The sequence below is a fragment of the Variovorax sp. 05N34 genome, from assembly GCF_056397405.1.
The window spans coordinates 386,537-411,315 of sequence record NZ_JBFTNI010000003.1; the positions used below are offsets into that span (position 1 = coordinate 386,537).

At 64.7% G+C, this 24,779-nt stretch carries 24 protein-coding genes; 13 read left to right on the top strand and 11 right to left on the bottom strand.

Annotation, left to right across the window (positions count from 1 at the left end):
• Window positions 1-25 precede the first annotated feature (25 nt).
• Window positions 26-1,273: a phenylacetate--CoA ligase family protein gene (locus tag AC1DMA_RS10835; RefSeq protein ID WP_478144175.1), complete on the top strand. Its 1,248-nt coding sequence runs from the start codon at window positions 26-28 to the stop codon at window positions 1,271-1,273.
• 24 nt (window positions 1,274-1,297) lie between these two features.
• On the opposite strand, the gene AC1DMA_RS10840 is transcribed toward AC1DMA_RS10835, so the two are convergent.
• Complete coding sequence (locus AC1DMA_RS10840; protein WP_478144176.1) at window positions 1,298-2,368, bottom strand: DnaJ C-terminal domain-containing protein; 1,071 nt, start codon at window positions 2,366-2,368, stop codon at window positions 1,298-1,300.
• A 164-nt stretch (window positions 2,369-2,532) separates the two neighbouring features.
• Here AC1DMA_RS10840 and AC1DMA_RS10845 point away from each other — a divergent pair, with 164 nt between their 5' ends.
• Both AC1DMA_RS10845 and AC1DMA_RS10850 read left to right on the top strand, forming a co-directional pair.
• Entirely contained in the window at window positions 2,533-3,876 is a 1,344-nt protein-coding gene (locus AC1DMA_RS10845; protein WP_478144177.1) for a cytosine deaminase, read from the top strand.
• A gap of 166 nt (window positions 3,877-4,042) precedes the next feature.
• A complete protein-coding gene (locus AC1DMA_RS10850) occupies window positions 4,043-4,651 on the top strand; it encodes a hypothetical protein (RefSeq protein WP_478144178.1) in 609 nt (202 codons plus the stop codon).
• Window positions 4,652-4,672: 21 nt separating this feature from the next.
• Here AC1DMA_RS10850 and AC1DMA_RS10855 read toward each other — a convergent pair whose 3' ends face one another.
• Window positions 4,673-5,305 (bottom strand): class I SAM-dependent methyltransferase, encoded by a 633-nt coding sequence (locus tag AC1DMA_RS10855; protein WP_478144179.1) that lies wholly within the window; start codon window positions 5,303-5,305, stop codon window positions 4,673-4,675.
• A gap of 10 nt (window positions 5,306-5,315) precedes the next feature.
• A complete protein-coding gene (locus AC1DMA_RS10860) occupies window positions 5,316-5,756 on the bottom strand; it encodes a CBS domain-containing protein (RefSeq protein WP_478125074.1) in 441 nt (146 codons plus the stop codon).
• Window positions 5,757-5,913: 157 nt separating this feature from the next.
• Here AC1DMA_RS10860 and AC1DMA_RS10865 point away from each other — a divergent pair, with 157 nt between their 5' ends.
• Both AC1DMA_RS10865 and AC1DMA_RS10870 read left to right on the top strand, forming a co-directional pair.
• The gene (locus AC1DMA_RS10865; RefSeq protein WP_478144180.1) at window positions 5,914-6,669 is read left to right on the top strand and encodes an SDR family NAD(P)-dependent oxidoreductase; all 756 of its coding nucleotides are present in this window, start codon (window positions 5,914-5,916) and stop codon (window positions 6,667-6,669) included.
• Window positions 6,670-6,680: 11 nt separating this feature from the next.
• Window positions 6,681-7,625, top strand: a complete 945-nt coding sequence (locus tag AC1DMA_RS10870; RefSeq protein WP_478144181.1) for an acetamidase/formamidase family protein — start codon at window positions 6,681-6,683, stop codon at window positions 7,623-7,625.
• Here AC1DMA_RS10870 and AC1DMA_RS10875 read toward each other — a convergent pair.
• On the bottom strand, window positions 7,598-8,383 hold the full coding sequence (locus AC1DMA_RS10875; RefSeq protein ID WP_478144182.1) for an SIR2 family NAD-dependent protein deacylase: 786 nt from the start codon (window positions 8,381-8,383) through the stop codon (window positions 7,598-7,600). The two genes, AC1DMA_RS10870 and AC1DMA_RS10875, sit on opposite strands and share 28 nt — an antisense overlap.
• A gap of 89 nt (window positions 8,384-8,472) precedes the next feature.
• On the opposite strand from AC1DMA_RS10875, the gene AC1DMA_RS10880 reads away from it, so the two are divergent.
• Entirely contained in the window at window positions 8,473-9,450 is a 978-nt protein-coding gene (locus AC1DMA_RS10880; RefSeq protein WP_478125078.1) for a tripartite tricarboxylate transporter substrate-binding protein, read from the top strand.
• Between the two features lie 133 nt (window positions 9,451-9,583).
• On the opposite strand, the gene AC1DMA_RS10885 is transcribed toward AC1DMA_RS10880, so the two are convergent.
• Complete coding sequence (locus tag AC1DMA_RS10885) at window positions 9,584-10,300, bottom strand: response regulator (protein WP_478144183.1); 717 nt, start codon at window positions 10,298-10,300, stop codon at window positions 9,584-9,586.
• Window positions 10,301-10,537: 237 nt separating this feature from the next.
• On the opposite strand from AC1DMA_RS10885, the gene AC1DMA_RS10890 reads away from it, so the two are divergent.
• From AC1DMA_RS10890 to AC1DMA_RS10900, 3 genes are all read left to right on the top strand, one after another.
• Entirely contained in the window at window positions 10,538-11,026 is a 489-nt protein-coding gene (locus tag AC1DMA_RS10890; RefSeq protein WP_478125080.1) for a hypothetical protein, read from the top strand.
• A complete protein-coding gene (locus AC1DMA_RS10895; RefSeq protein ID WP_478144184.1) occupies window positions 11,016-11,225 on the top strand; it encodes a hypothetical protein in 210 nt (69 codons plus the stop codon). Before AC1DMA_RS10890 ends, AC1DMA_RS10895 begins: the two co-directional genes overlap by 11 nt.
• A gap of 84 nt (window positions 11,226-11,309) precedes the next feature.
• Window positions 11,310-13,610 carry a hybrid sensor histidine kinase/response regulator gene (locus tag AC1DMA_RS10900; protein ID WP_478144185.1) on the top strand — a complete coding sequence of 767 codons (2,301 nt, stop codon included), beginning with the start codon at window positions 11,310-11,312 and terminating at the stop codon, window positions 13,608-13,610.
• On the opposite strand, the gene AC1DMA_RS10905 is transcribed toward AC1DMA_RS10900, so the two are convergent.
• The 6 genes from AC1DMA_RS10905 to xylF form a co-directional block, all read right to left on the bottom strand.
• Entirely contained in the window at window positions 13,561-14,538 is a 978-nt protein-coding gene (locus tag AC1DMA_RS10905; protein WP_478144186.1) for an ABC transporter substrate-binding protein, read from the bottom strand. The two genes, AC1DMA_RS10900 and AC1DMA_RS10905, sit on opposite strands and share 50 nt — an antisense overlap.
• A gap of 20 nt (window positions 14,539-14,558) precedes the next feature.
• Window positions 14,559-16,667 carry a PQQ-dependent dehydrogenase, methanol/ethanol family gene (locus AC1DMA_RS10910; RefSeq protein ID WP_478125084.1) on the bottom strand — a complete coding sequence of 703 codons (2,109 nt, stop codon included), beginning with the start codon at window positions 16,665-16,667 and terminating at the stop codon, window positions 14,559-14,561.
• A 116-nt stretch (window positions 16,668-16,783) separates the two neighbouring features.
• A complete protein-coding gene (locus AC1DMA_RS10915; RefSeq protein WP_478144187.1) occupies window positions 16,784-17,923 on the bottom strand; it encodes an ROK family transcriptional regulator in 1,140 nt (379 codons plus the stop codon).
• Between the two features lie 37 nt (window positions 17,924-17,960).
• The gene (locus AC1DMA_RS10920) at window positions 17,961-18,728 is read right to left on the bottom strand and encodes an ATP-binding cassette domain-containing protein (RefSeq protein WP_478125086.1); all 768 of its coding nucleotides are present in this window, start codon (window positions 18,726-18,728) and stop codon (window positions 17,961-17,963) included.
• The gene (locus tag AC1DMA_RS10925; protein WP_478144188.1) at window positions 18,728-19,912 is read right to left on the bottom strand and encodes a sugar ABC transporter permease; all 1,185 of its coding nucleotides are present in this window, start codon (window positions 19,910-19,912) and stop codon (window positions 18,728-18,730) included. The genes AC1DMA_RS10920 and AC1DMA_RS10925 overlap by 1 nt, the downstream gene beginning before the upstream one ends.
• Window positions 19,913-19,916: 4 nt before the next feature.
• The gene (gene xylF / locus AC1DMA_RS10930) at window positions 19,917-20,939 is read right to left on the bottom strand and encodes a D-xylose ABC transporter substrate-binding protein (RefSeq protein WP_478125088.1); all 1,023 of its coding nucleotides are present in this window, start codon (window positions 20,937-20,939) and stop codon (window positions 19,917-19,919) included.
• Window positions 20,940-21,124: 185 nt separating this feature from the next.
• On the opposite strand from xylF, the gene AC1DMA_RS10935 reads away from it, so the two are divergent.
• From AC1DMA_RS10935 to AC1DMA_RS10950, 4 genes are read left to right on the top strand one after another with little or no spacing between them, the layout of a single operon-like run.
• Window positions 21,125-22,144 (top strand): thiamine pyrophosphate-dependent dehydrogenase E1 component subunit alpha, encoded by a 1,020-nt coding sequence (locus tag AC1DMA_RS10935; RefSeq protein WP_478144189.1) that lies wholly within the window; start codon window positions 21,125-21,127, stop codon window positions 22,142-22,144.
• Complete coding sequence (locus tag AC1DMA_RS10940; protein WP_478144304.1) at window positions 22,141-23,142, top strand: alpha-ketoacid dehydrogenase subunit beta; 1,002 nt, start codon at window positions 22,141-22,143, stop codon at window positions 23,140-23,142. The genes AC1DMA_RS10935 and AC1DMA_RS10940 overlap by 4 nt, the downstream gene beginning before the upstream one ends.
• A complete protein-coding gene (locus AC1DMA_RS10945) occupies window positions 23,139-23,663 on the top strand; it encodes a MarR family winged helix-turn-helix transcriptional regulator (protein ID WP_478144190.1) in 525 nt (174 codons plus the stop codon). The genes AC1DMA_RS10940 and AC1DMA_RS10945 overlap by 4 nt, the downstream gene beginning before the upstream one ends.
• A 29-nt stretch (window positions 23,664-23,692) precedes the next feature.
• A complete protein-coding gene (locus tag AC1DMA_RS10950; RefSeq protein ID WP_478144191.1) occupies window positions 23,693-24,706 on the top strand; it encodes a Bug family tripartite tricarboxylate transporter substrate binding protein in 1,014 nt (337 codons plus the stop codon).
• Window positions 24,707-24,779: the final 73 nt, after the last annotated feature.

Consider the following 24,779-nt stretch of genomic DNA (forward strand, 5'->3'; position numbering starts at 1 on the left):
ATGAACTTGAAGGATGGGCAAGCTGATGATCGACTGTTATGACGCGCTCGAAGTGCGCGACCCCGAAGAGCGGGAGCGCGACCTGCTTGCCGCTTTGCCGCGCCAGATCATGCAGGCGCAAACGGGGGCGTCGGCGCTGGCGAAGATCCTCGACGGCATCGCGCCTGCGGACATCACGAGCCGCGAAGCGCTCGCGAAGCTGCCGGTCACACGCAAATCCGAGCTGCTGGCGTTGCAGACTGAAAGGCGTGCGAGCGACCCGTTCGGCGGCTTCTCCGCGATCCGGTTCGGCTCGCGCATGACGCGCGTCTTCGCGAGCCCGGGACCGATCTACGAGCCCGAAGGCGAGGCGACCGACTATTGGCGTACCGCGCGCGCACTGCATGCCGCAGGCTTTCGCAATGGAGAGTTGGTACACAACAGCTTCAGCTATCACATGACGCCCGCCGGATCGATCATGGAAAGCGGCGCGCGCGCGCTGGGCTGTACGGTATTTGCCGGCGGCACCGGACAGACCGAACAACAAGTGGAAGCCATGACCCATCTGCGCCCAGCAGGCTACGTGGGCACGCCGAGCTTCCTGAAGATCATCATCGAGAAGGCCGCTGAAAAAGGCGTCGCGCTGTCCTCGCTCACCAAGGCGCTGGTTTCCGGCGAAGCCTTTCCGCCGAGCTTGCGCGACTGGATCGCCGAACGCGGCGTGACGGGGATGCAGTGCTATGCAACCGCCGACCTGGGGCTCATTGCCTACGAGACGAGCAGCCGCGAAGGGCTGGTGCTCGACGAGAGCGTGATTGTGGAAATCGTGCGGCCCGGCACTGGCGATCCCCTGCCCGAGGGCGAGGTCGGCGAGATCGTGGTTACCACGCTCAACCCTGATTACCCTTTGATCCGCTTCGGCACGGGGGATCTTTCCGCTGTGCTGCCGGGACGCTGCCCCACGGGGCGCACCAACACGCGCATCAAGGGATGGCTCGGCCGCGCGGACCAGACGACCAAGGTGCGCGGCATGTTCGTCCATCCCGGCCAGGTCGCGGAGATTGCGCGGCGCTTTCCCGAAGTGCTGCGCGCGCGCCTGGTGGTTGAAGGCGAGATGGCTGATGACCGCATGACGCTCCGGCTCGAATGCGCCTCCGCGCCGGACAACCTCGCCGAGCGCGTCGGAGAAGCGGTTCGCGATGTCACCAAGCTGCGCGGCGCGGTGGAGTTCGTCGGGCCCGGGAGCCTGCCGAACGACGGCAAGGTGATCGAGGACCTGCGCAGCTATCGCTAGACGTCCACGTCGGCGCTGTCGAACTCAGCCGCGCGCCTTCTGGCTGCGCTCCCAGGTGCGCAAGCTGCGGTTCCACGCGCGCAGGCGCTCATCGGCGCCCAGACTTCCTGATGACGTCGCGATGATTTGATCGAGCAGGATCTCCTGGTCGGGACTGAGTTGTTCCGGGAACACCGGCTTCACCGCGATCATCTGGTCTCCCCGGAGACCGCGCCGCGTGACAGGAAAGCCGTGACCTTTCAGGCGATACATCAAGCGATCGCGGCGCAAGGCGATCGACTGGAACCCTGCGACGGTCGGAACCTGGATCTGGCGATTGGCGATCCATGCAAACCCGTCCACCGGTACCTCGCAACGGACCGTGCCGTCATCGTCGAGCGTGAAGAACGCGTGGTCCAGCAGTTCGACCTTGATTTCGAGATCGACACCCGGCGGATTCGAACTTGCGCGTCGTCCGTCGACATGCAGGAGATCGCCCTGCCGCACACCCGCGGGGATGCGTACCTTCAATTGATAAGCGCGGATTTGCGTGCCGGCACCGTTGCAGTCGGGGCACGTGCGCTGCGCGATGCCGCCGCCATGGCAGGCGGCGCATTCGCTTTTGCCGCCGGGCCAGCCAAAGAAGGAGCGCTTTGCCACCGCCCCAGAGCCGCCGCAATGGCTGCAGTTGCCGCCGAGCACCTGGTGGCCGGCACCATCGCATGTGGCGCAGACATGCGTCGCTTTGCCGCGCACGGTCTTGATGCAGCCCAGCGCAGCCTCTTCGAGCGTGAGCTTGATCTTGCGGTTGATCGGGCGCCGGCGGGGCTCGGTGTCCTTGGATTGAGCCTCTGCAGACGCGAAAGCGGAAGCGGACGCGGACTCTGGGCGAGGTTGGGCATCGCTGCTCCCGGCGCTCCCGGCGCTATCGGCGAATCCAGCATTGCGGATCTGCTCGAATGCGCGATTGATGCGCTGCATCCTCGCGACGGCATCGGCGCTGCTGTTGCGGTCCGGGTGCCACTGCGACACCAGCCGCCGCCATGCAGCCTTCACCTCGCGCTCGGTGGCGCCGGAGGCAAGGCCCAGTTCAGCGAAAGCGTTGTCGGTGCCCAATGTTCGAATCCTTGTTTCTTCAAACTGCCAAGCGGTTCGGCACGAGACGCGAACCGCCGGAGCGAATTATCGGCGAGCAATTCCGCGCGATCACAGGCATGCTCCTTGCGACCGGCCTTTGCGCAAGAATCATTCCTCTTTCCTCGATGAGACAGATGCGCCACATGAGCCAGATGAGTCACTCGTTTTTTCAGCCCCCCGCCACCAAGCGCTACGCCCTGCGCAACCTTCGCGCGCCCCGCTGCCTCGTGCAGGCCGAATTGCCGGGCAACGCGGATGACGAACTCGTTGGCGTCGACCTGCTGGTGGATGACGGCCGCATCGCTGCCATCGACGCAGCGGGCACGATGCCCATCGAACTGGGCCCCGACCTGGACGCCTCCATGGTGCTGCCCGGCATGGTCGACTGCCACACGCATCTCGACAAGGGCCACATCTGGCCGCGCCAACCCAATCCGACCGGCGACGGCGCCGGCGCATCGATGGCCACCCTGCGCGACCGCACCGCGCGCTGGAACGCAGAAGACGTTCGCCGGCGCATGGAGTTCGGGCTCAATACCGCCTATGCCAAGGGCGTCGTTGCCATCAGCACCCACCTCGACTCACTCGCCCCGCAGCCGTCGATCTCGTTTCCCGTGTTTCGGGAGATGCGCGAGCGCTGGGCCGGGCGGATCGACCTGCAGGTGTCGTCGATCGCACCGCTCAATGTCTTCCTGACGGACGAAGGCCGCCAATTGGCCGACACCGTGGCTGAAAGCGGCGGCAAGCTGGGTTGCGTGACGCGCTCGGCCAAGCACCCGAACGAAACCATGCCACCGGATCTGGACGAGGCGCTCGTGCGGGTGTTCCAACTCGCGGCCGAGCGCGGGCTGAACCTGGACCTGCACGTGGACGAATCGACCGATCCGCACGCGCGAGCGCTCATCCGGGTGGCGCGCACCGCTGTGGCACAGCACTTCAAGGGGCGCATCCTGTGCGGCCACGTCACTTCGCTGGCCCTGCAGACTGACGAGTTCATCGAAGAGACGATCGCTGCGTGCAAGGACGCCAACATCGACATCGTCAGCTTGCCGACGGTCAACATGTACCTGCAGGACCGCAGCCAGCAAGCCCGCACACCCAGATGGCGCGGCGTGACCGTGCTGCACGAAATGAAGGCGCGCGGGCTGCGCGTGGCGGTGGCGGGCGACAACTGCCGCGATCCCTTCTACGCCTACGGCGATCACGACATGCTCGACACCTTCACGCAAGCCGTGAAGATCCTGCACCTCGACCACCCGTTGGGCGACTGGATACGCGCCGCGACTGAAACGCCGGCGGCGATCATGGGCATCGACCGGGGTGTGCTGAAGGCCGGCACGCCAGCGGACTTTCTCGTGCTGAAGGCCCGCAACTATTCGGAGATGCTGGCCCGCACGCAATTCGATCGCACGATCGTTCGTGCAGGGCGCGCCATCGACACGACACTGCCGGACTACCGCCTGCTCGACGATCTGATGGTCGGCTGAGCATTCGCACGGTCTGGGTCGCAGCGTCCAAGTTTTCGCGTCTTTTCGTGCGGTCTTGCCGCGGGCCGAATCCGGCGTGTTCAGCGGCGGGCGCAGGGCCGGAGCCACTCATGGCATCCTCGTCATGCCTTCAAACAGAGGCGCAGCTCGATGACACGATGACACGATGACCTTTGAGAGACTTCGAATTACCGGACACTGCGGAAAAGACTACGAGCTCGGCGAAGCCATGGAGGTGCACGACGCAGACGTCCACCTCGGCACGCTCGATCCCGTGAGCGTCAGCCGCGACGGAACCGAAGTGTCCATCGGGCGTTTTCTGCCATCGCAGTTCGTGAAAGTCCAGAAGCGAAATTTCGGTCCACTGGTGCTGCTCGAAACCACCGCATTTCTCACAGAGAACTTCCAGGGTCTGCAGGCGGTGCGCTATGTGCTCAATCGTGAGATCGAGATGCATGGCGACGGAATGCAAGTGGCCGGCGCGCGCTCTGCGCTCCTGCAGGCGATGGGCGCCGAGGCGGTGACGATCTCGCCGATGCCGGATTCGGAAACGCCCGGCAACTTCGTGGTTCGGGGCATCTGGGCTTACAACGAGCGCAATCTTGAGGCACTCGGCCAATGCCTGAAGCAGGAAAGGGAGGTGTACCGGCAATGGGATGCGGCCCATGCCTCGAACGCCGCCCAGCCGATTCCGGCGCTGCGAAAGCGACTGCGCCAATTGCTGGCGCGCGGACCTGCCGACCGGGGCTTCAGGGGCGGCGAAACGGCCGACTGAAGCAGCCCGCCCTCAGCAGGATCAGGACGCTGGCTTTCGCCAGACGCTTGCCAGCCACGGCTGCTCCTCGAGCGGCAAGCCGGCGGGCCGAAAGTAGTGAGCCAGTTCAATAAAGCCCGCGGCCGTCATGAGATGGCGCCAACCCGCGAGGTCATGAAAGGCCCCGTAGCGGTCCCCGCGCCAGCCTTCCTGCCCTTCGCCCCGAGGGTTCGAACTGAACAGCACACCCCCAGGCTTGAGTGTCTCGCGCAATTCGCCCAGCACGCGCGGCAACTCTTGTGCAGGCACGTGAAACAGCGATGCGTTCGCGAACACGCCATCGAACCGGGCGGGCGGGAGGTCCAAAGACAGAAAGCTCTGGTGCCATACCTCGCAACCGCTGTAGGAACGCGCCATCTCGACGAACTGCGCAGCGCCATCGAGCCCGGTGGCGATGTGGCCGATCTGGCGGAAGGTCCGGAGGTCGCGACCGGGGCCGCAGCCGAAATCCAGGATCTCGAACGGCGGCGTTGCCTGGATGTGCTCGAGCAGCGCCGCGATGTTCTGGCTCACGTCGTGGCCGCGCGTGCCGGCCCAGAAATCTTCCGCCTGCCCGTCGTAATGGGCGAGCGTGAGTGCTTCGATGTGTTCGAGTTCTTCGGAGGTCAGGGGCATGGGCCTCCCGTCAGCGGGTCTCCCCGGCGATGTAGTGCTGCAACTGCTCGATGATGAAGTTCTGCTCCGAGATGATCCCCTTCACGATGTCCCCGATGGAGATCAGGCCCACCAGCTTGCCGTCGTCCATCACCGGCAGGTGGCGCACGCGGTTCTCGGTCATGAGCGCCATGCATTCCTCGCTCGTCTGGTTGGGCCGAACGTAGATCACCGCCGAAGTCATCACCTCGCGCAGCGGCGTGTCTTTCGATGAGCGCGACAGCAGGACGACTTTGCGCGCGTAGTCGCGCTCGGTCACCACGCCCAGGATGCGGTCACCCTCCATGACGAGGAGTGCGCCCACGTTCTTCTCTGCCATGCGTTTGACGGCGTCGAAGACCGAGGCCGAAGGCTCGATCGAAAAGACGCTCGAATCGCCTTTGGCCTTGAGGATTTCAGCCACTGTTTTCATGAGTCGTTTTCTCCGGATGGGGCAATCGTTTCCAGTTTCCATTCTGCGCGGCCTGCAGGGTCGTCACAAGCCAATGCACCCCACGCCCGCCCCGACATTTACAGGTCTGCGGTGGACGCTCAGAATGCAAGCCCCCATCCTTCAAAGGAGAGTGGCCATGGATCTCGGACTCAAGGGCAAGCGCGCCCTCGTCACCGGCGGCAGCCGGGGAATCGGCAGGGCCATCGCAGAGTGCTTCGCGGTCGAAGGCGCGGATGTCGCCATCTGCGCGCGCAAGGAAGACGAGGTGGGCGAAGCCGCTGCGGCCTTGCAGGCAAAGGGCGCGAAATCCTTCGGACGCGCGCTGGACGTGGCCGACGGCCCTGCGCTTTCGGCGTGGATCGCCGCGAGCGCCGGCGTGCTGGGCGGCATCGACGCCCTGGTCTGCAACGTGAGCGCGCTGGCGGTCGGGGACAACGCCGAGTCCTGGGAGAAGTCGTTCCGCACCGACATGATGCATAGCGTCAATGCGGTCGCGGCGGCAGTGCCGTTCCTGGAGAAATCCGACTGCGGCTCCATCGTGCTGATCTCGAGCGTTTCGGGGTTCGAGGTCGACTTCGCAGCCGGCTCCTACGGAGCGATCAAGGCGGCGCTCATTCACTACGCCAAGGGGCTGAGCCGGCAGCTTGTCGGCAAAGGGATCCGCGTGAACAGCGTCTCGCCGGGCAACACCTATTTCGAAGGAGGGATCTGGCAGAACATCGAGAAGAACCTGCCGGACCTGTACGCGTCCACCCTCAAGGTCAACCCGACGGGCAAGTTCGGCACGCCCGATGAGGTCGCTCGCGGCGTGGTGTTCATTTCGAGCCCGGCCGCCAGCCGGATCTCCGGGACCAACCTAGTGATCGACGGCGCGCTGACGGTGGCCGTCTAGGAGTGCTGGCCATGAGCGAACCGGTGACGCACCATACGATCCACAGCAAGCACATCCATCACGGCTGGAACAATGCCTTTCCACCCCGCCTGACGATCGCGCCGGGAGAGACGGTGCAGTTCGAAACGCTCGACGCATCTTCCGGCCAACTCACGCGCACGTCGACCGCGACCGACGTCGGGAAGCTCGATCTTGCGCACGTGAATCCGGTGACCGGGCCGGTGTATATCGACGGCGCAAGGCCCGGTGACGCGCTCAAGGTGACCGTGCTGTCACTGCGGCCGTCGGGCTGGGGCTGGACCGCGAACATTCCCGGCTTCGGATTGCTCACGGACCAGTTCCCGGACGCGAGACTTCATCATTGGAACTACGATCCGGGCCTCACGCCGGCAATGTACGGACCGGGCGGCCGCGTGCCATTGAAGCCGTTCACCGGGACCATCGGCGTCGCACCTGCGGAACCGGGCTTGCACAGCATCATTCCGCCGCGCAATGTCGGCGGCAACATGGATGCGCGCGACATTGCGGAGGGGACCGAGCTCTACCTCCCGATCGAAGTCGAAGGCGCGCTCTTTTCCGTGGGCGATACGCATGCTGCGCAGGGCGACGGCGAGGTCTGCGGCACCGCCATCGAAAGTCCCATCGACGTGGCGCTCAAATTCGAACTCGTGAAGGATGCCCGGCTGCGCTCGCCGCGCTACGTGACACCGGGCCCGGTCAGCCGCCATTTCGACACGCACGGCTACGAGGTCACCACAGGCATCGGTCCCGACCTCATGACAGGCACCCGGATGGCCGTTTCGGAAATGATCGAGCTCCTGAGCAGCCGCTATGGCTATGAGCCGATCGACGCCTACATGCTCTGCAGCGTGTGCGCGGACCTTCGCATCAGTTCGATCGTCGACGTGCCCAACTGGGTGGTGTCGTTCTATTTTCCGAGAGTGGTGCTCGTGTAGTCGATGCCCGCGATGAGCTTCGGCAACAGGTCTTCGGCGGGACCGCGCAAAACCGCGCTGGCCGAGGCGTCGAGATGCAGCGGCTCCATGTTGAGCGTGATGAGCTTGCTGCCGTGCCCCACCGCTTCCAGCGGCAAGGCGGCAGCCGGATAGACGACCGCGGTGCTCCCGACGACGATGAATGCGTTGCTCTCCTGCGCGGCCGTTTGAGCATCGAGCAGCACGCCCTCGTTCAGCATCTCGCCGAACATCACGATGTCCGGCCGTGCGCGCGACCCGCAACGCTTGCACCGGTGCAGCAGCCAGGGGCCGCGGCGATTGCCGCAGTGATCGCAACGCCAGCGGCGCAGCGATCCGTGCAGCTCGAGCACGTCGACGCAGCCAGCCAGCGTCAGCAAGCCGTCGACGTTCTGCGTGATGAGCCGCGTCGCGGGACGAAGCCGCTGCAATCGAGCCAGGGCCACGTGTGCCGAGTTGGGCTTGGCGCCCTCGACCGCCGCGAGCCGCTGCGCCCAGAACCGCGTGAAGCCCGCTGGGTCGCGCTGCAGGTCATCGGCATGCGAGAACTGCACCGCGTTCTGGTTCATCCAGAGCCCATCGGCGTCGCGGTAGGTCGGAATACCCGACGCCTTGGACAGCCCCGCACCCGAGAAGACGACGATGCGGGTTGCCTCCCGCAGCAGCTCGATGGCGGTCTGCAAGGGCTGCTGGCTTTCTGTCATCGAATCGGCGGGAACAGGGTTTTCGGACGGGGCCACGGATTCTTGCACTAAGGGCAATCCGGGATAAGTCAGCTTCTGGTCAGATCTTAAGATCACCACCATTTCGTTTTCGATCTGGAGTGACCATGAAGAAATTGCTCGCTTTCACGGCGCTTGCCGCGGCTGTCGCGTGCGTCCACGCACAGGATTTCCCTGCCGGCAAGCCCATCAGCATCGTGGTGCCGTTCGCCGCGGGCGGCCCGACCGACCGGGTCGCGCGAGACCTTGCCGAAGCCCTGCGCAAGCCGCTCGGAGGCGTGAGCATCGTGATCGACAACGTGCCCGGTGCCGGCAGTTCGATCGGTGCGGCCAAGGTGGCGCGGGCGGCGCCGGACGGCTATACGCTGCTGCTCAACCACATCGCCATGTCCACCATACCCACGCTGGTGCGCAACGTGCCCTTCAAGGTCGACACGGACTTCGAGTACCTCGGCATCGTCAACGACGTTCCGATGACGCTGATCTCCAAGCCAAGCTTGCCGGCCAGCAACTACAAGGAACTCACCGCCTGGATCGGGGCCAACAAGGGCAAGATCAACCTCGGCAATGCGGGCGTCGGCTCGGCCTCGCACCTGTGCGGCCTGCTCTACCAGACCGCGATGAAGACCGAAATGACGCCGGTCCCTTACAAGGGCACGGCGCCCGCCATCACTGACTTGATCGGCGGGCAGATCGACCTGCTGTGCGATCAGACGACAAACACCTCTCCGCACATCGAAGGCAAGAAGGTCAAGGCCTTTGCCGTGACCACGGACAAGCGCTTGACCACACCGTTGCTCAAGGACCTGCCGACGCTGCAAGAGGCCGGCCTGAAGGACTTCCAGGTCACGATCTGGCATGGCCTCTATGCGCCCAAGGGCACGCCGGCTGCCGTCACCAAGAAGCTGAACGATGCGTTGAAGGTCGCCCTGAAGGACCCTGAATTCGTCAAGAAGCAGGAAGGGCTCGGCGCGGTCGTGGCCAATGACGGCCGCATCGAACCGGAGGGTCACAAGAAGTTCGTGATGGCCGAGATCGCGAAGTGGAGCCCGATCATCAAGGCAGCTGGCGTTTATGCAGACTAGAAGATAGGGCTCGCCCCCAGGCTCGCGCACTTCGTGTCGCTCTCCACCCCCTACCCGGGGCAACACCAGCGGCCCGGCTAAGCCGGTTCCGCGGTGTTTCGCGAATTCCCTGCCGAACGGGGGCGCTCGATGGTCATGTCGATTTGGGTTGACCTCCTGGCGGCCGGGGGTCCGCGGCGGGGTGCGGGTCGATTTGGCCTCGCGGGGGCAAGCCTAGAGCGGCCGCGGCGATCGCGGCCTGGGTTCGGCTGGTGACGTTGAGGGCTCGGAAGACGGCTGTGATGTGCGCCTTCACGGTGCGCTCTGCCAAGCCAAGGTCGCGGCAAATGATCTTGTTGGGGGCGCCGTTGGCGATGTGCTGCAGCACGGCGAGTTGACGGCCGGTAAGGCCCAATGTTTCGAGTGACAACTTGGCTGTGCGCACCCGAGTTGCCGGCGGCCTGCGGCGATCGGTGGACGACAGCAACTCTGGCGGGAGGTATTTGCCGCCGTCGAGCACGAGGCGCACAGCGTCGAGGGTGACTTCGTTGCTGGAGGACTTCGGGACGAACCCCGCCGCGCCAGCTGCGAAGGCGCCAAGCACCGTCTGCTGATCATCCGTTGCAGACAGCACGACCACCGGCACAGCCGGAAATCGCGCGCGCCATGTCTTGAGTGCCGCAATTCCGGAGAGCCCCGGCAGATTCAGATCGAGCAGCACAAGATCAGGCTCGACACCTTGCGACGCCATGTCGAGGCCGCGCCCGCAGTCGCTCGCCACAGCAATGTCGACTTGCGCATGGAGGCGCCGCAGCACATTGCTCATCGCTTCCTGGATGAGCGGATGGTCATCGACGACAAGCACTCTCATGCCGGCCCTTTGGGGTAGGCCCGAAAGGGCCGGATGCCCTGCAGTGAAAAGCCCGGATCGTCATTCGGCATGTCGCTCCTTTGGCGCGATTGTCTGGCGCGGGACTCCATGGAGATTGGGCAGGCGCCGGCCCTTTGGTCCGATTCATTTGCCAGCCGCGTCTGCCCAGAATGGGGCCACGCAACGGTGCAATCCCGGGCCGTGCGGACCACCCAATCACCCTACTGGAGCCTGAACATGACAAATCGATCGAATCATGCATGGACCGCGGCCGCATTGGCAATATGTGCAATGGCGTGGTCCGCGCCAGGCTCGGCGCACGACGCGAACGGACCGCAGCAGTGCAGCCTGCATACGCTGAGCGGCTCGTACGTCCTTGCGGCGAGCGGCTTCACCATTCCGCCGGGCACCACCACGGCCCTTCCGAAGGCGATCATCGAGCAACTTCGCTTCGATGGCGAAGGCGCCGTTACGTCGCCGAACGCCACGGTGAGCATGAATGGCACCTTGAGAGTGACCACTGGCAGTGTCGGGACCTACAGCCTGCTCGCGGACTGTACGGGGACGCTCAATTTCTCCGACGGTTTGAGCCACACAATCTACATGGGGCCGGACGGCGACGAAGGATGGTTCATTCAGAACACAGCGCCCAACAACTCAGCCAATATCTTCCAGGGCACGCTGGCCCGAGTCTCGCCGTCCAGGAGTCGGCGCGATGGTCATTGAGGCCGCCATGAATGCGATGCGCTTTCAGGCAAGAGGCGCGATCCGGCTTGCGGTCGTCGCCTCAACATTGCTTGTCCACGCTTGCGGTGGTGGTGGCGGCGGCTACATGCCGACTGCATTGACTGACAGTGCATCAACCGGCACGAACACGCCAGCTGTCTGCCCGGACCGTTCAGCGCCCTGTCAGGGCGAACGGTGACACCAGCTCGGAAGCCGGGTACGCTGCGCTCCCGCGAACGCGCAGCCTGCGATGTCGCGATGCTGTCATCCGAGGGCAAGGCTCATGCAGCTTTTCGCGCGCCGGACACTGTTGTGGAAGTACGCCGCGTATTTCGCCGGGCTGGTGAGCGTCCTGCTCGCCGCGAGCGGCGCAATCAGCGGCTACTTCGCGTATCGGGGGTCAGTTGCCGCGCTGGCGGAAGTCCAAGGCGCCACGGCGCACTATGCCGCCAAGGAAATCGCGAACTTCATCCGCGGTGTGCAGGACGCGATGCACATCAGCGTGGGCAAATTCGGCACTTCGGCAAACATCGACACCGGCGACCTGCAACTCGAACTGGTGGCCCTGTTTCGACATCACCCGGAGATCAGCGAGCTGCGTTGGATCACGGCGGCGGGAAAAGAGCAACTCTTTCTCTCCCGCTTCGGCTTCAATGTGCCGGACAGCGGCCGCGACTGGTCCGCCGATCCAAGCTTCGAGAAGGAACATCAATCGACGGACTACGTCGGGCGGGTCCATTTCCTTCAGGGAACCGAGCCGTACGTGGTCGTTGCCGTGACGCGTGAGGCGATGGGCAGCGTGCTCGAAGCAGAGGTCAATCTCAAGTACGTGTGGGATGTGATTGCGCAGGCGCACCTGAAGTCCGGTGGCGTTGCCTACGTGGTGGATCGCGAAGGGCAACTCATCTCCCATCCCGACATTTCACTGGTTCTGTCCAAGTCGAACCTGTCTGCCCTCGCCCACGTGCGCCGAGTACTCGACGGCGGAACACAAACCAGCGCCTTCATCGGCGAAGCTTTCGACGTCCATGGCACGCCGGTGGTTTCGATCGCCGCGCCGGTGCCCGAAATGGGGTGGACTGTGTTTGCCGAACAGTCGCTCGCGGAGGCTTTCCGCCCTGTCTACGCGTCCGTCGGCCGATCGGTCGCGCTGGTCTTGCTGGGCATCGTCGCTGCCATTGCCACCAGCGTGCTGCTCGCTCGGCGCATGGTGCGGCCCATCCGCGAGATCGAGACGCGCGCCAGACAACTGGGTAGTGGTCAACTCGATCAGCGAATTGCGCTGCGCACCGGTGACGAGCTCGATGGCCTTGCCACCCAGTTCAACCGCATGGCCGAGCGCTTGCAGGAAACGCACTCGAACCAGGAAACACGAATCGCCGAGCGGACTCATGACCTGGCGGTGGCGAACGAGGCAAAGACTCGTTTCCTTGCCGCGGCCAGTCACGACCTGCGCCAGCCAATCCACGCCCTGTCGTTGTTCGTCGGCGAGTTGCGCACGGTCGCATTGCCGCCAGAGGCGAGCGTGCTCGTAGAGCGGATCGAACAGTCGGCCGGCGCGCTCGCGGATTTGCTCGATGGCTTGCTGGATCTTTCCAAGCTCGATGTTGGCGCCATTCACGCGGATCCCCAGCCGCTGGCGCTGCAACCGCTCCTGTCGCGCCTTGCCTCCCAATTCGCGCTAGCTGCGCAAGCGAAAGGGCTGGCGTTGACGCAGGTGCGAACTTCGGCGTGGGTTCGCTCCGATCCATTGCTGCTGGAGCGAATTCTGCTCAACCTGATCGCCAATGCCGTGCGCTACACGCGTAAGGGCCGGATCGTGATCGGCTGCCGCCGGCGCGACGGCGAAGTCGCGGTAGTGGTGGCAGACACTGGTGTCGGCATTGAGGCAGAGCACCTGCCTCGCGTTTTCCAGGAGTTCTATCGGGCGGGCGCGACAGATCGCGGCACCGGCGAAGGCATGACCGGCGGTCTCGGACTTGGCCTTGCCATCGTCAAGCGGCTTGCGCTGCTGCTTGGGCATCGCATAGAGATCGAATCCCTGCCGGGCAAGGGAACGCTCGTGCGCGTATGGATGCCGTGTGTCGACGCACCGGCGAACGCCGAGGCTGAGACCGATGACAAGGCACCGCGCGCGTCGATCGTTGACAGTCTGCGCGGCAAGTGCGTTTTGGTCATCGACGATGAAGAGCCCGTTCGCGAAGCTATGCGCGGCCTGCTCACACGATGGCACTGCGACGTCATGGCCGCCGCCAATGGCGACGTCGCCTTGGCGCACGCGAGGCTGCGTCGGCCCGACATCGTCCTGTGCGACCTGGATTTGCAGCAAGGCGAAACCGGTGTGCAAATCGTGGAAAAGCTTCAAAGCGAGCTGGGCCCCCGCCTGGCGTGCGCATTCGTCACCGGTGAAGCTTCACCGGCACTCATGGCATCAGCGCGCGCAACGGGATGCCCGGTCATGCTCAAGCCGGCGCCGGCGGGCAAGCTGCGGGCACTGCTGGAGCATCTCGCCCAGTCTGACAGCGGAGCCCCTGTCATCGAATCAATCTGTCAGCCTGCAGCAGCAGCGTCTGCGAGATTTTGAGCCCGAGGCTGAGGGCGGTTGTCTGGTTGATTGCCAGATACAGCTTGCGCGGCCGCTCGATCGGCATGTCTGCAGGGTTGGCCCCATGAAGAATCCTGTCCACGTATCCTGCAGCGCGGGAGGAAAGATCGACGATGTCGGGACCGTACGATGCAAGCCCGCCGATCTCCACGAAATTGGAGAAGCTGTAGACGGCGGGCAATCGATAGCGCGCCGAGAGCGACACGAGTTGCTGTCGCTGCTGCGTGAATTCAGGGCCGGAAAGAACAACCAATGAGCGGGTATCGGCATCGACGATGCGAGCGAACGCCGGTGGGTAGTCCGCGGCCTCGGTCACTTCGACCACCTGCAAGCGAATGCCACGGGCTTGCGCCGGAACACGCAGTGCATCGATCTGCGCCGTATGGTCCACCCCTCGCGGCGACCTCATCACGGCGACGGATTTCAGCCCCGGAACAAGCGCCAGAAGCAACTCCAGCTTCTTCGCAACGATGTCGGCCGCAATGGCTGTCAGCCCTGTCGTGTTGCCGCCAGGATGCGAGAGCGACGCTGCAATGCCGGTCTTGACCGGATCGTCGCCGCTGAAAGCCATGACGATCGGAATGTTTCGCGTGGCGACACGGGCGGCATGAATCGCCGCGGGCGACGAAGCAACGATGACGTCGACGTGCTGATCGACCATGTCGGCGGCCATCGCGTCCAGCCGCTCCGGCTTGCCGTCGGCGAACTTCGCTTCAACAAGCAGGTCTTGGCCCACGGTATAGCCAAGCTCCTTCAGCCCCCGCAAAAAGGCTGGATAGGCGACATCCTGCGGATCCGTCGGGTGCAAGTAGCCGATTCGAAAAGCGCGGGGCTTCGGCTGCGCATCCACGTCCGGCAGCGCGGCACACCCACAAAGCACAGCGACGAGGGTGCGGCGCCTTTCCATTCATGCGCGCCTCTGGCGCCCTACTTCGGCCGTATCGCGTCCGCAGTCCCCTGGATGAACGCCTTGATCTTCTCGACGTCCTCGGTCGTCAGCTTGCCGGTGAAGTCGGGCATGCCGCGTGTCGTCGCCGGTCCGTTGAACACGAACTTGTCGAGGTTCTCGATGAAGGCCGAGTTCATGTAGCCCAGGTTCGGGATGTTGCCGCCCCGATCCACGCCAGGCACGCCGTGGCAGAAGACGCAGTTGCTCACGTAGAGCATGGTGCCCGCTTCGACTTTGGCAGGGTCGTACTTGACGCCCTGCAGCAGCGCGTCCATGCGGTATTGCACGAACGCGGGCTTGGGCGCGGTGCCGCCAATGGCGAAGGTGTAGACGGTGCCCGGGCCCTGCCGCTCGGTCGCACGGGCGGCCAGGCCATAAACGCCGCCCCATCCGACCGCCACCGACACGTACTGCTTGCCGTCGACCATGTAGGTGTTCGGCGCCGCCACCACGCCGGTGCCGGTGGGTGTTTCCCAGAGCTTGTCGCCGGTCTTGGCGTTGTAGGCGACCAGGCGCCCGTCGGCCGTTCCCTGGAACACGAGGTTGCCTGCGGTCGTGAGCGTGCCGCCGTTCCATGGCGAGACGTAGTCGACGCTCCACGCCGCCTTTTGCGCGATCGGGTCCCAGGCGACGAGCCTGCCCATGGGCTTGCTGACGGGCGGCTGGACGTTCGCGAACTTGGCGGTGTTCCAGCCCAGCGCGGCATGCGGGCGCCCGGGCACGTTCTCGTTGAACTTCCAGTCCTTGTCGTCCATGAGATTGATCGGCACGTGCTGAGCGGGCAGATAGGCGTAACCGGTCTGCGGATTGAAGGACATCGGATGCCAGTTGTGCGCTCCGAAGGGCCCTGGAATGGTGTCGTTGGGTTTGGTGCCCTCGCGCGCCGAGGCGATTTCGATCGGCCGGCCGTTCTTGTCATAGCCGCTCGCCCAGTTCACGTCGACGAAGTTCTTGGCGGAAATGAATTTGCCGTTGGTTCGATCCACCACAAAAAAGAAGCCGTTCTTCGGCGCATGCAGGATCACCTTGCGCGGCTTGCCGTCCAGCTTGATGTCGGCCAGGATCATCGACTGCGTCGAGGTGTAGTCCCAGTTGTCGCCGGGCGTCTCCTGGTAGTGCCACACGTACTTGCCGGTGTCTGGATTGAGCGCGACGATCGACGCGAGATAGAGGTTGTCGCCGCCCTTGGGGCTGCGCTGGCTGCGTGCCCATGGCGAACCGTTGCCCGTGCCGATGTACAGCAGGTTGAGTTCGGGATCGAAGGCGATCGAATCCCATGGCGTTCCCCCACCGCCCGATTCCCAGTACTTGTTGCTCGGGTCCCACGTCTTCGCGGCCTTGGCCATTGACGCGTCCTCGTAGGGCTTCGACGGATCGCCGGGCACCGCGAACCAGCGCCATTTCTGCTGGCCGGACGCGGCGTCATAGGCCGTGATGTAGCCGCGCACGCCATACTCCGCGCCGCCATTGCCGATCAGCACCTTGCCCTTGACCACGCGCGGCGCGCCGGTGATCGTGTAGGACTTCGAGTGGTCGATGACAGTGTCTTTTTCCCAGACGACTTTTCCGGTCGATGCATCCAGAGCGATCAAGCGCCCGTCGTATGCGCCCACGTACACCTTGCCCTGGTAGATGGCGACCCCGCGGTTGACCACGTCGCAGCAGCCTCTGTAGCCCTTGGACCGATCGACGCCCGGGTCGTAGGTCCAGATCTGCTTGCCTGTTCGCGCATCGATCGCATGCACGACGCTCCACGAAGCGGTGACATACATGATGCCGTCGACCACAAGCGGCGTCGCCTCGACGCCGCGCGTGGATTGAAGATCGTACGACCACACGAGCCCGAGATCCTTCACGTTGGCGGCATCGACCTGGTCAAGCTTGCTGAAGCGCGTCTCGGCATAGTCCAGCCCGTAGCTGGGCCAGTCGGGCGTCTTCGCAGCGTTGGCTCGGATGAATGCGCCGTCAACGTGTTGCGTCGCCGACTTGATGAATTCGGGAGAACCTTTCGCGGGCTCGGCGCCCGCAACCACGGCAGCCATGCAAAGCAACGCGCCCAACGCCAGCCTGGCGTGTGTCTTGGTCATCGTGTGTCTCCTTCGTTGTGGGACGAAGGATCGTCTTCTTGGCAGCTTTGTACATCCTCGGGATTTCCCTAGACCCCCAATACCCGAGTACCGAGTAGCCGCTCCGCGTGAAGCCGTCAGCCCGCCGCCGCGCGTTCGCGCCGGGCTTCGGTGTTCGGATGCAGCGGCCGCAGGTGTTCGTGCAGTGCGAGCGCTGCGGCGCCGATGGCGGGCGTCCATTCGCCATAGCGCACTCCGCGCACGACCGGCGGAGGGATGCCGGCGCTTTCGGCGTAGCGCTTCACGGTGTCGATCGCGCCGCGCAGGAAGTCCGGATGCGCCTGGCACGACTTGCCACCGACAACGATCGCACGCGGCTCGAAGGTGACCCACAGGTTCTGGAGCAGCACACCGAGGAAACCCGCCGCACGTTCGCGATCGGCAGCACTGCGCTCCAGCACGCGCGAACCGAGGAAGACTTCGGCACAGCCCCTCCGGCCGCACGAACAGCGCGGTCCATCGATCTGCAGCACCGTATGCCCGATCTCACCGGCCATGCCTTGTGCTCCGATGAACAGCCGGTCGTTCAACACGATGCCGGCACCCACGCCGACGTCGCAGCTCACATAGACCAGGGGATCTTCGCCCTCGCCTGGCGAAAACTCATATTCACCGAGCACCGCCGCGTCCGCATCGTTCTGCAGTTGCACGGCGATCCCGGAGACGCCTTCGATGGCGAGAGCGCCGGTGAGTCCCGGCAACAAGTCCACGTTGCGCCAACCCAGATTGGGCGCAAAGCGCACCACGCCCGTCGGGTCGTGCACAGCACCCGGAACACCCACGCCGATGCCCGAAGGCCTCAGGCCCGATGCCAGCAGATGCCGGTGCGCAGCGGCAACCATGCGCGCCACCTGCGCACAGACTGCCGGCGGTGAGTGGTCGTCGAGCGACTGCGCATCGGCATGGAGAACGTCGCCCTGCAACGAGACGCACACCACGCGCACGATTTCGACGGCGATCTCGACGCCGATCAACGCTCGCACGCCGACGTTGATGCGCAGCGGTGTCGACGGGCGCCCGAGGCCATCGACAACGGGCGCGCCAGCCTCTTCGAGCCAGCCATCGTCGAGCAGTTCGCGCACCAGCAGGCTCACGGTCGACTTGGTGAGGCCACTCTCTGCCGCCAGCCTGGCGCGCGACAGACCCGGCTGCGCCCGCACCAGGCGCAGCAGCACGCTGCGATTGATGCGTTTGACCAGTTGCTGATCGCCGATCATGAACTCACCCCCAAGGTTCGCCCACTCGTGTGGCAAATCACCGGTGCGCCTGCTCCTTTCCTTCGGGGCGCTTGCCCGCGATGATCATCCCGAGCACTTCGTCCTCGGTCACGTCGGCCGTGCGGTAGGTGCCCACCAGCCGGCCGTTCTTCATCACGGCGACCCGGTCGCTGAGCCCGAACACGTCGGGCATGTCGTGCGTGATGAGAAAGATCCCCACGCCGTCAGCCTTGAGTTGCTTCACCAGCGCGCCGACCATGGCCGTTTCCTCCGGCCCGAGGGCCGCGCAGGGCTCGTCCATGATCAGGATGCGAGCGTTGAAATACAGCGCCCGGGATATCGCCACCACCTGCCGTTGACCGCCCGAAAGGCGCCGCACCGGCACGCGGATGTTGGTGAAGTTCTTGTTCAGGCGCTGGAAGACCTTGCGCGCCTGCCCTTCCATGAAGTGATCGTCGAGCGTGCGCCATGGCGTGAGCTTCTCGCGGCCAAGGAAGAGATTGGCGACCGAATCGAGGTTGTCCGCCAGCGCGAGCGTCTGGTAGATGGACTCGATGCCCTGTGCCTGCGCTTCGGAAGGCGTGCGGATGGTGACCTTCTCGCCTGCGATCAGTGTGTCGCCCGAATCGATCGGGTAGGCGCCCGCCAGCATCTTCATGAGCGTCGACTTGCCTGCGCCGTTGTGGCCAAGCAGCGCGACGACTTCGCCGGGATGCAGGTTGACGCTCACGCCGTCGACGGCCTTCACGCCGCCAAAGGCCTTGTGGATGTCGCGCAGTTCGACCAAGGGTGGGTTCGTGGTCATCAGCTCTCTCCGAAGCGTTTGCGGTAGAGCACGTCGAATACGACAGCGACGATCAGCACCTGACCGATGATCACCATGCGCTTGCCGATCGGCACATCCAGCAGCAGCATGCCGCTGTCCAGCGATTGCATGATCAGTGCGCCAAGAACCGATCCGAAGATCGAGCCGCTGCCGCCTGCCAGCGCAGTGCCGCCGATGACTGCCGCGGCGATGACGTAGAGCTCCATGCCTGTGCCGAGCGAATTCGTGCCGGCGTTGAGGCGCGCGATGGAAACGATCGCCGCAATGGTGACCAGCACCGCAAGCAGCGCGAAGAGCATCAGCGTCACACGCTTGACCGGAATGCCCACCAACGCCGCCGCATCCGGGTTGCCGCCCATGGCGAACACATAGCGGCCGAAGCGCGTTCGATGCACGATGAAAGACAGCACCACCGCGACCGCAGCCCAGATCAGCACCGGGATGGGCATGCCTTGCGGCTCCGTCTTCGACGAGATCTGGTAGCTGTTCATCGTGGCCGAAAAGGCGAAGACGACGGCGACGGGCACGGCGGTCAGCAGCAGGTCCATCCAGAGCGGTTCCACCGGCATCTCGTGACGCTGCCGCGCACGACGCTTTTGCCACATGCGTGCAAAAAAGATGACGCCGACGACCACGGCCAGCACCCACGTTGCCGTCGTGCCGATGCCGCCGTCGTAGCCGCCGCCCAACCGCTGGAAGAACTCGTCGTTGACCGGCTGCGTCTTGCCGTCCGCGACCAGGAACGCCGCGCCGCGGAATGACATGAGTCCGCCAAGCGTCACTACGAAAGAAGGCACGCCCAGCACCGCCGTGAGTCCGCCCTGGTACAGCGACACCAGCAACGCGACGGCAAGTCCCGCAAGACTCGCCGCCGGCCAGGACCAACCGGCCGTGTATTGCAGGTAAGCCACCAGCACGCCGACGAAGCCCATCACGGAGCCCACCGACAGATCGATGTGGCGCGCCACGATGATCAGCACCATCACGGTGGACACGATGCCCACCACTGCCGTCTGCTGCGCGATGTTGTAGAGATTCTCGGGCGAGAGAAACACCCCGCTCGAGAGCATGTTGAACACGATCGCCATCACCACCAGCAGCAGGCACATCAGCAGCAGCCGAAGGTCGACGCCCGTGCGGCGCCAGAACCCGGGAGAACTCATTGCGTTACTTGCATGCGGCAGGAGCCTTGTCGGCGGGGACGCCCTTGCAGAGCTCATCCTTCTTGATCCAGCCCTCCTTCACGACGACATCCAGGTTGTCGCGCGTGATGGGCACCGGGGTGAGAAAGCGCGAGGAAATCGCGACCTTCTTCTCGCCGCCGCTCCAGTTGGACGCCTTTTCCGCGGGCTTGCCCTGCGCCAGCGCAACCGCGGCGGAGGCGGCTTCGCGGCCGAGCTCGCGCGAATCCTTCCACACCGTGACGGTTTGCGTGCCGAGCGCAATGCGGTTGAGCGCTGCGAAGTCCGCGTCCTGCCCCGACACAGGAATACCGCGAATGCCCTTGGCCGAGAGCGCGGCCACGGCACCACCCGCGGTGCCGTCGTTCGATGCCACCACCGCATCGACCTTGTTGCCGACCTTGGTCAGGATCTGCTCCATGTTCTTCTGGGCGACCTCGGGCTTCCAGCCGTCGGTGTATTCGTCGCCGACGATCTTGATGTCGCCTTTTTTGACGGCATCGGCGATGACCTCTTGCTGGCCCGCGCGCAGGAAGTTGGCGTTCGGGTCGGTCGGCGATCCCTTGATCATCACGTAGTTGCCTTTCGGCTGCACCTTGTAGACCGCGCGCGCCTGCATGCGGCCGACCTCGGTGTTGTCGAAGGTGATGTAGAAGACGCCCGGCGTTTCGATCAGGCGGTCATAGGCGACGACGGGCACTTTCTGCTTCAGCGCCTTGTTGACCGCCGGAAGGATGGCGTCCTTGTCCATGGCCAGCACGATCAACGCCTTCGCGCCTTTGGACATCAGACCTTCGATGTCGCCGAGCTGCTTTTCCGGAGAGCCACCTGCATCGGCACTGACGTACTTCGCGCCCAGCTTTTCCAGTTGCGCCTTGATGGCCGCCTCGTCCGTCTTCCAACGCTCTTCCTGAAAGTTGGACCAGCTGACACCCACCACGGTCTGGGCGCAAGCGCCGATGGCAGTCAGGCCGAAGGCCAGGGTGGTCAAGGTACGGGCGAGCTTCATGGGCATGTCTCCAGGCTTTGGTGGTTCGTTGGCTTCGAGTTAGTTCGAGTGCCGAACTAACTATCGCAGCCGTGGAGCCGCGCAGCCATCGGGACTATCCCTGCGGGTAAATGCGCTATATCTCTAATCGTCACGTTCGATACGATTTCCGGCGAAACGCACGCGGTTCGTGCGCTGGGGAACACATGGAGACCGGGAATGGGGGCGCCTCGCGCACAGCGCTCTATCGAACGATGGTGCGCATCCGCGCATTCGAGAACGCGGCCGAGGCTGCGAGCCAGGGCGGCGTCAGCGCCTATGGTCAGGAAGCGGCCGGCGCGGCGAAGGTGCGCGGGCCGCTGCATCTCTCGACCGGGCAAGAAGCCGTCCCCGCAGGCGTCTGCGCGCATCTCACTGCTGCCGACTATCTGACTTCCACGCATCGCGGCCATGGCCATACGCTGGCCAAAGGCGCGGACCTCGGCCGCATGATGGCCGAGCTTTTCGGCAAGGCGACAGGCTTCAATGGCGGCAGGGGCGGCTCCATGCACATTGCCGACTTCTCGGTCGGCATGCTGGGCGCGAACGGCGTCGTGGCGGCGGGCCTGCCGATTGCTGTGGGCGCAGCGCACGCGCAGAAGCTGCTGAAGAAGAACGCGATCACCGTCTGCTTCTTCGGCGACGGTGCGATCAATCGCGGTCCCTTTCTCGAAGCGCTCAACTGGGCGCGGGTCTACGAGCTGCCGGTGCTGTTCGTCTGCGAAGACAACCGATGGAGCGCCACCACCGCGAGCGGGCCGATGACGGCCGGGGACGGCGCCTCGGCGCGGGCAGAGGCCATGGACATCGCGGCGACGCAGGTCGATGGCAACGACGTGTTTGCCGTCGACGCTGCGGCTGGAAGCTTGATCGCGGAAATTCGAAGCGGAAGCGGCCCTCGGCTTTTGCATGCGCTGACCTATCGGGTCAAAGGCCATGTATCGGTCGATCCTGCCGCCTACCGCGATCCAGCCGAGTTGGCTGCCGCGCTGGAGACCGATCCGATCGCACATGCACGGGGCCGACTGATTGGCGAGGGCATCGAGCATGCCGCGCTCGACACGATCGAGAACGAAGCGCACGCCGAGGTCGAGGCCGCCCTTGCCGCAGCCGACGCCGCGCCCTGGCCCAAGGCCGACGCTGCATTCGCGGACGTGCAGACCACCGGAGCGGGCCAATGGATATGAGCAACGACATTGCCCGAGACCGCTTGCCCGCATCGACGGCGATTCAAGACCTCAGCTACGCCGAGGCCGCCGTGCTCGCAGTGCGCCGCGAAATGGAGGCAGACCCTCGCGTCGTCGTGCTCGGCGAAGACGTCGGACGCGGCGGCATCTTCGGCCAGTACAAGGGCTTGCAGCATGACTTTGGCCGCGAGCGCGTGATCGACACCCCGATCTCCGAAGCGGCCATCATGGGTGCCGGGGTCGGCATGGCGCTCGCGGGTCTGCGTCCGGTGGTCGAAATGCGCGTGGTCGACTTCGCGCTCTGCGGCATGGACGAGTTGGTGAACCAAGCCGCCAAGAACCGCTTCATGTTCGGCGGTCAGGGCCGCGTGCCGCTGGTGGCGCGGATGCCGGGCGGCATCTGGGACGCTTCGGCGGCACAGCATTCGCAATCGCTGGAGGCCTGGTTTGCGCACTTGCCCGGCGTGGTGGTGGTGACTCCGTCGACACCCCAGGACAACTATGCGCTCCTGCGCGCGGCATTGCAGTGCGGCGACCCAGTGGTCTACATCGAACACAAGACCCTGTGGGGCACACGTGGGCCTGTGGACGAGGCGCAAGAAGTGCCACTTGGCAAGGCTGCGCACGTGCGCCAGGGGAATGCATTGACGCTGGTCAGCTGGAGTCGCCAGATGCAAGCCTGTATCGCCGCCTGTGACCGGCTCGCAGCCGACGGCATCGAAGTCGACCTGATCGATCTGCGCACGCTCTGGCCCTGGGACCGCGAAACGGTGCTCGCATCGTGCGGACGCACCGGTCGCCTGCTGGTGGTCCACGAAGCTGTGCAGGCGGCGGGATTTGGCGCGGAGATCGCCGCGACGGCGGCCGAAGCGACGGGTTGCCGCGTCGCGCGGCTGGGTGCGCCGCGTATTCCTGTGGGCTACGCACCGGTGCTGGAGGCGCAATCGCGCGTGAGCGTCGGCCAGATCGTGAACGCGGCCAGGAAGTTGCAGCGATGAACGCCGCGGTGGAGACCAACATGCCAGCGCCGCAGATCGCTGCCACCGGAGACTCGGTCTTCTTCAAGCTGGTCCGCGTGGTGAACCTGACGGCGAGGCCCTTTCAGCAGCGCGTCGGCCGGCAACATCAACTCACGCTGAACGAATGGCGCACGATGGCGGTGCTGGGCGCACGGCCCGGCCTCACGGCGACGCAGGTCGCCGACTTGACGGGGCTCGACAAGATGGCGGTCAGCCGAGCCCTGGCCGGGCTGCAGCGCAACAAGCGCCTTCACCGCCATGAAGATCCGACCGACCTGCGGCGCAGCCGGCTCCATCTGAGCAGTATCGGCAAGGCGCTGTATGCCGAGGTACTCGTCCAGGCACACGAACGCGAGGCCGAACTGTTCGCAGGGCTCGCCGCCGATGAGTTGCAGCAACTCGACGCTACGCTCGACAGGTTGATCGCCTCTGTCGCCGGAAGCTGCAGCGCCGGACGCACGGGGTTTCCAGTCGCGACGGTGGGCGCTCTTCACGTGTAAAACCAGAATCGAATCAAAGGAACACTCGAATGGCCCTCTTTTCACTTCCGCGCCGCGGCGCCCTGACGGTGCTTGCAAGCGCCGCGCTCATGGTTGTCGCCGGCCCCGCTGCCGCCGACAACACCTGGCCCACCAAGCCCGTGCGCATCGTCGTGCCGTTCGCGCCTGGCGGCACCACCGATATCCTTGCGCGCGCGGTCGCACCCGAGCTTTCAAAGGCTTTCGGCCAGCAGTTCATCGTCGACAACCGTGCGGGCGCGGGCGGCAACGTCGGCGCCGAAATCGTCGCGAAATCGGCAAATGACGGCTACACGCTGCTGATGGGCACCGTCGGCACCCACGGCATCAACCGTGCGCTGTACCCGAAGATGCCCTTCGACCCGATCAAGGACTTCGCACCGATCACGCTCGTCGCAGCAGTGCCGAACGTCATGGAAATGAACGTCGACAAGGCCAAGGCGCTGAACATCAACAACGTGGCCGACTTCGTCAAATATGCCAAGGCCAACCCGGGCAAGCTCAACATGGCGTCGAGCGGCAGCGGCACATCGATCCATCTGGCTGGCGAGCTTTTCAAGAGCATGACGGGCAGCTACATGATCCACATTCCCTATCGTGGATCGGGCCCCGCGCTGATGGACCTCGTGGGCGGCAATGCCGATGTGATGTTCGACAACCTGCCCTCGTCGATGCAGCAGATCAAGGGCGGCAAGCTCAAGGCGCTTGCAGTGACGAGCTCGCAGCGTTCTCCAGCATTGCCCGATGTGCCCACCATCGAGGAAGTCGGCGGCCCTGCGCTCAAAGGCTACGAAGCCAGTTCATGGTTCGGCCTGCTGGCGCCCGCTGGCACCTCTCCGGACATCATCAACCGCATCCAGCAGGAAGTCGCCAAGGCTTTGGCCACCCCCGCCCTCAAGGAAAAGATGGTCGCCCAAGGCGCCATCCCCAGCGGCAACACCCCCGCCGAATTCGCCAAGCTCATCCAGAGCGAACACGTCAAGTGGGCCGCGGTCGTCAAAACCTCCGGCGCAAAAGTCGACTAGAAAATCCGCCGAGGCCAGGCCTCTTCCAGAAACACCGCGGAACCGGCTTCGCCGGGCCGCCGGTGTTGCCCCC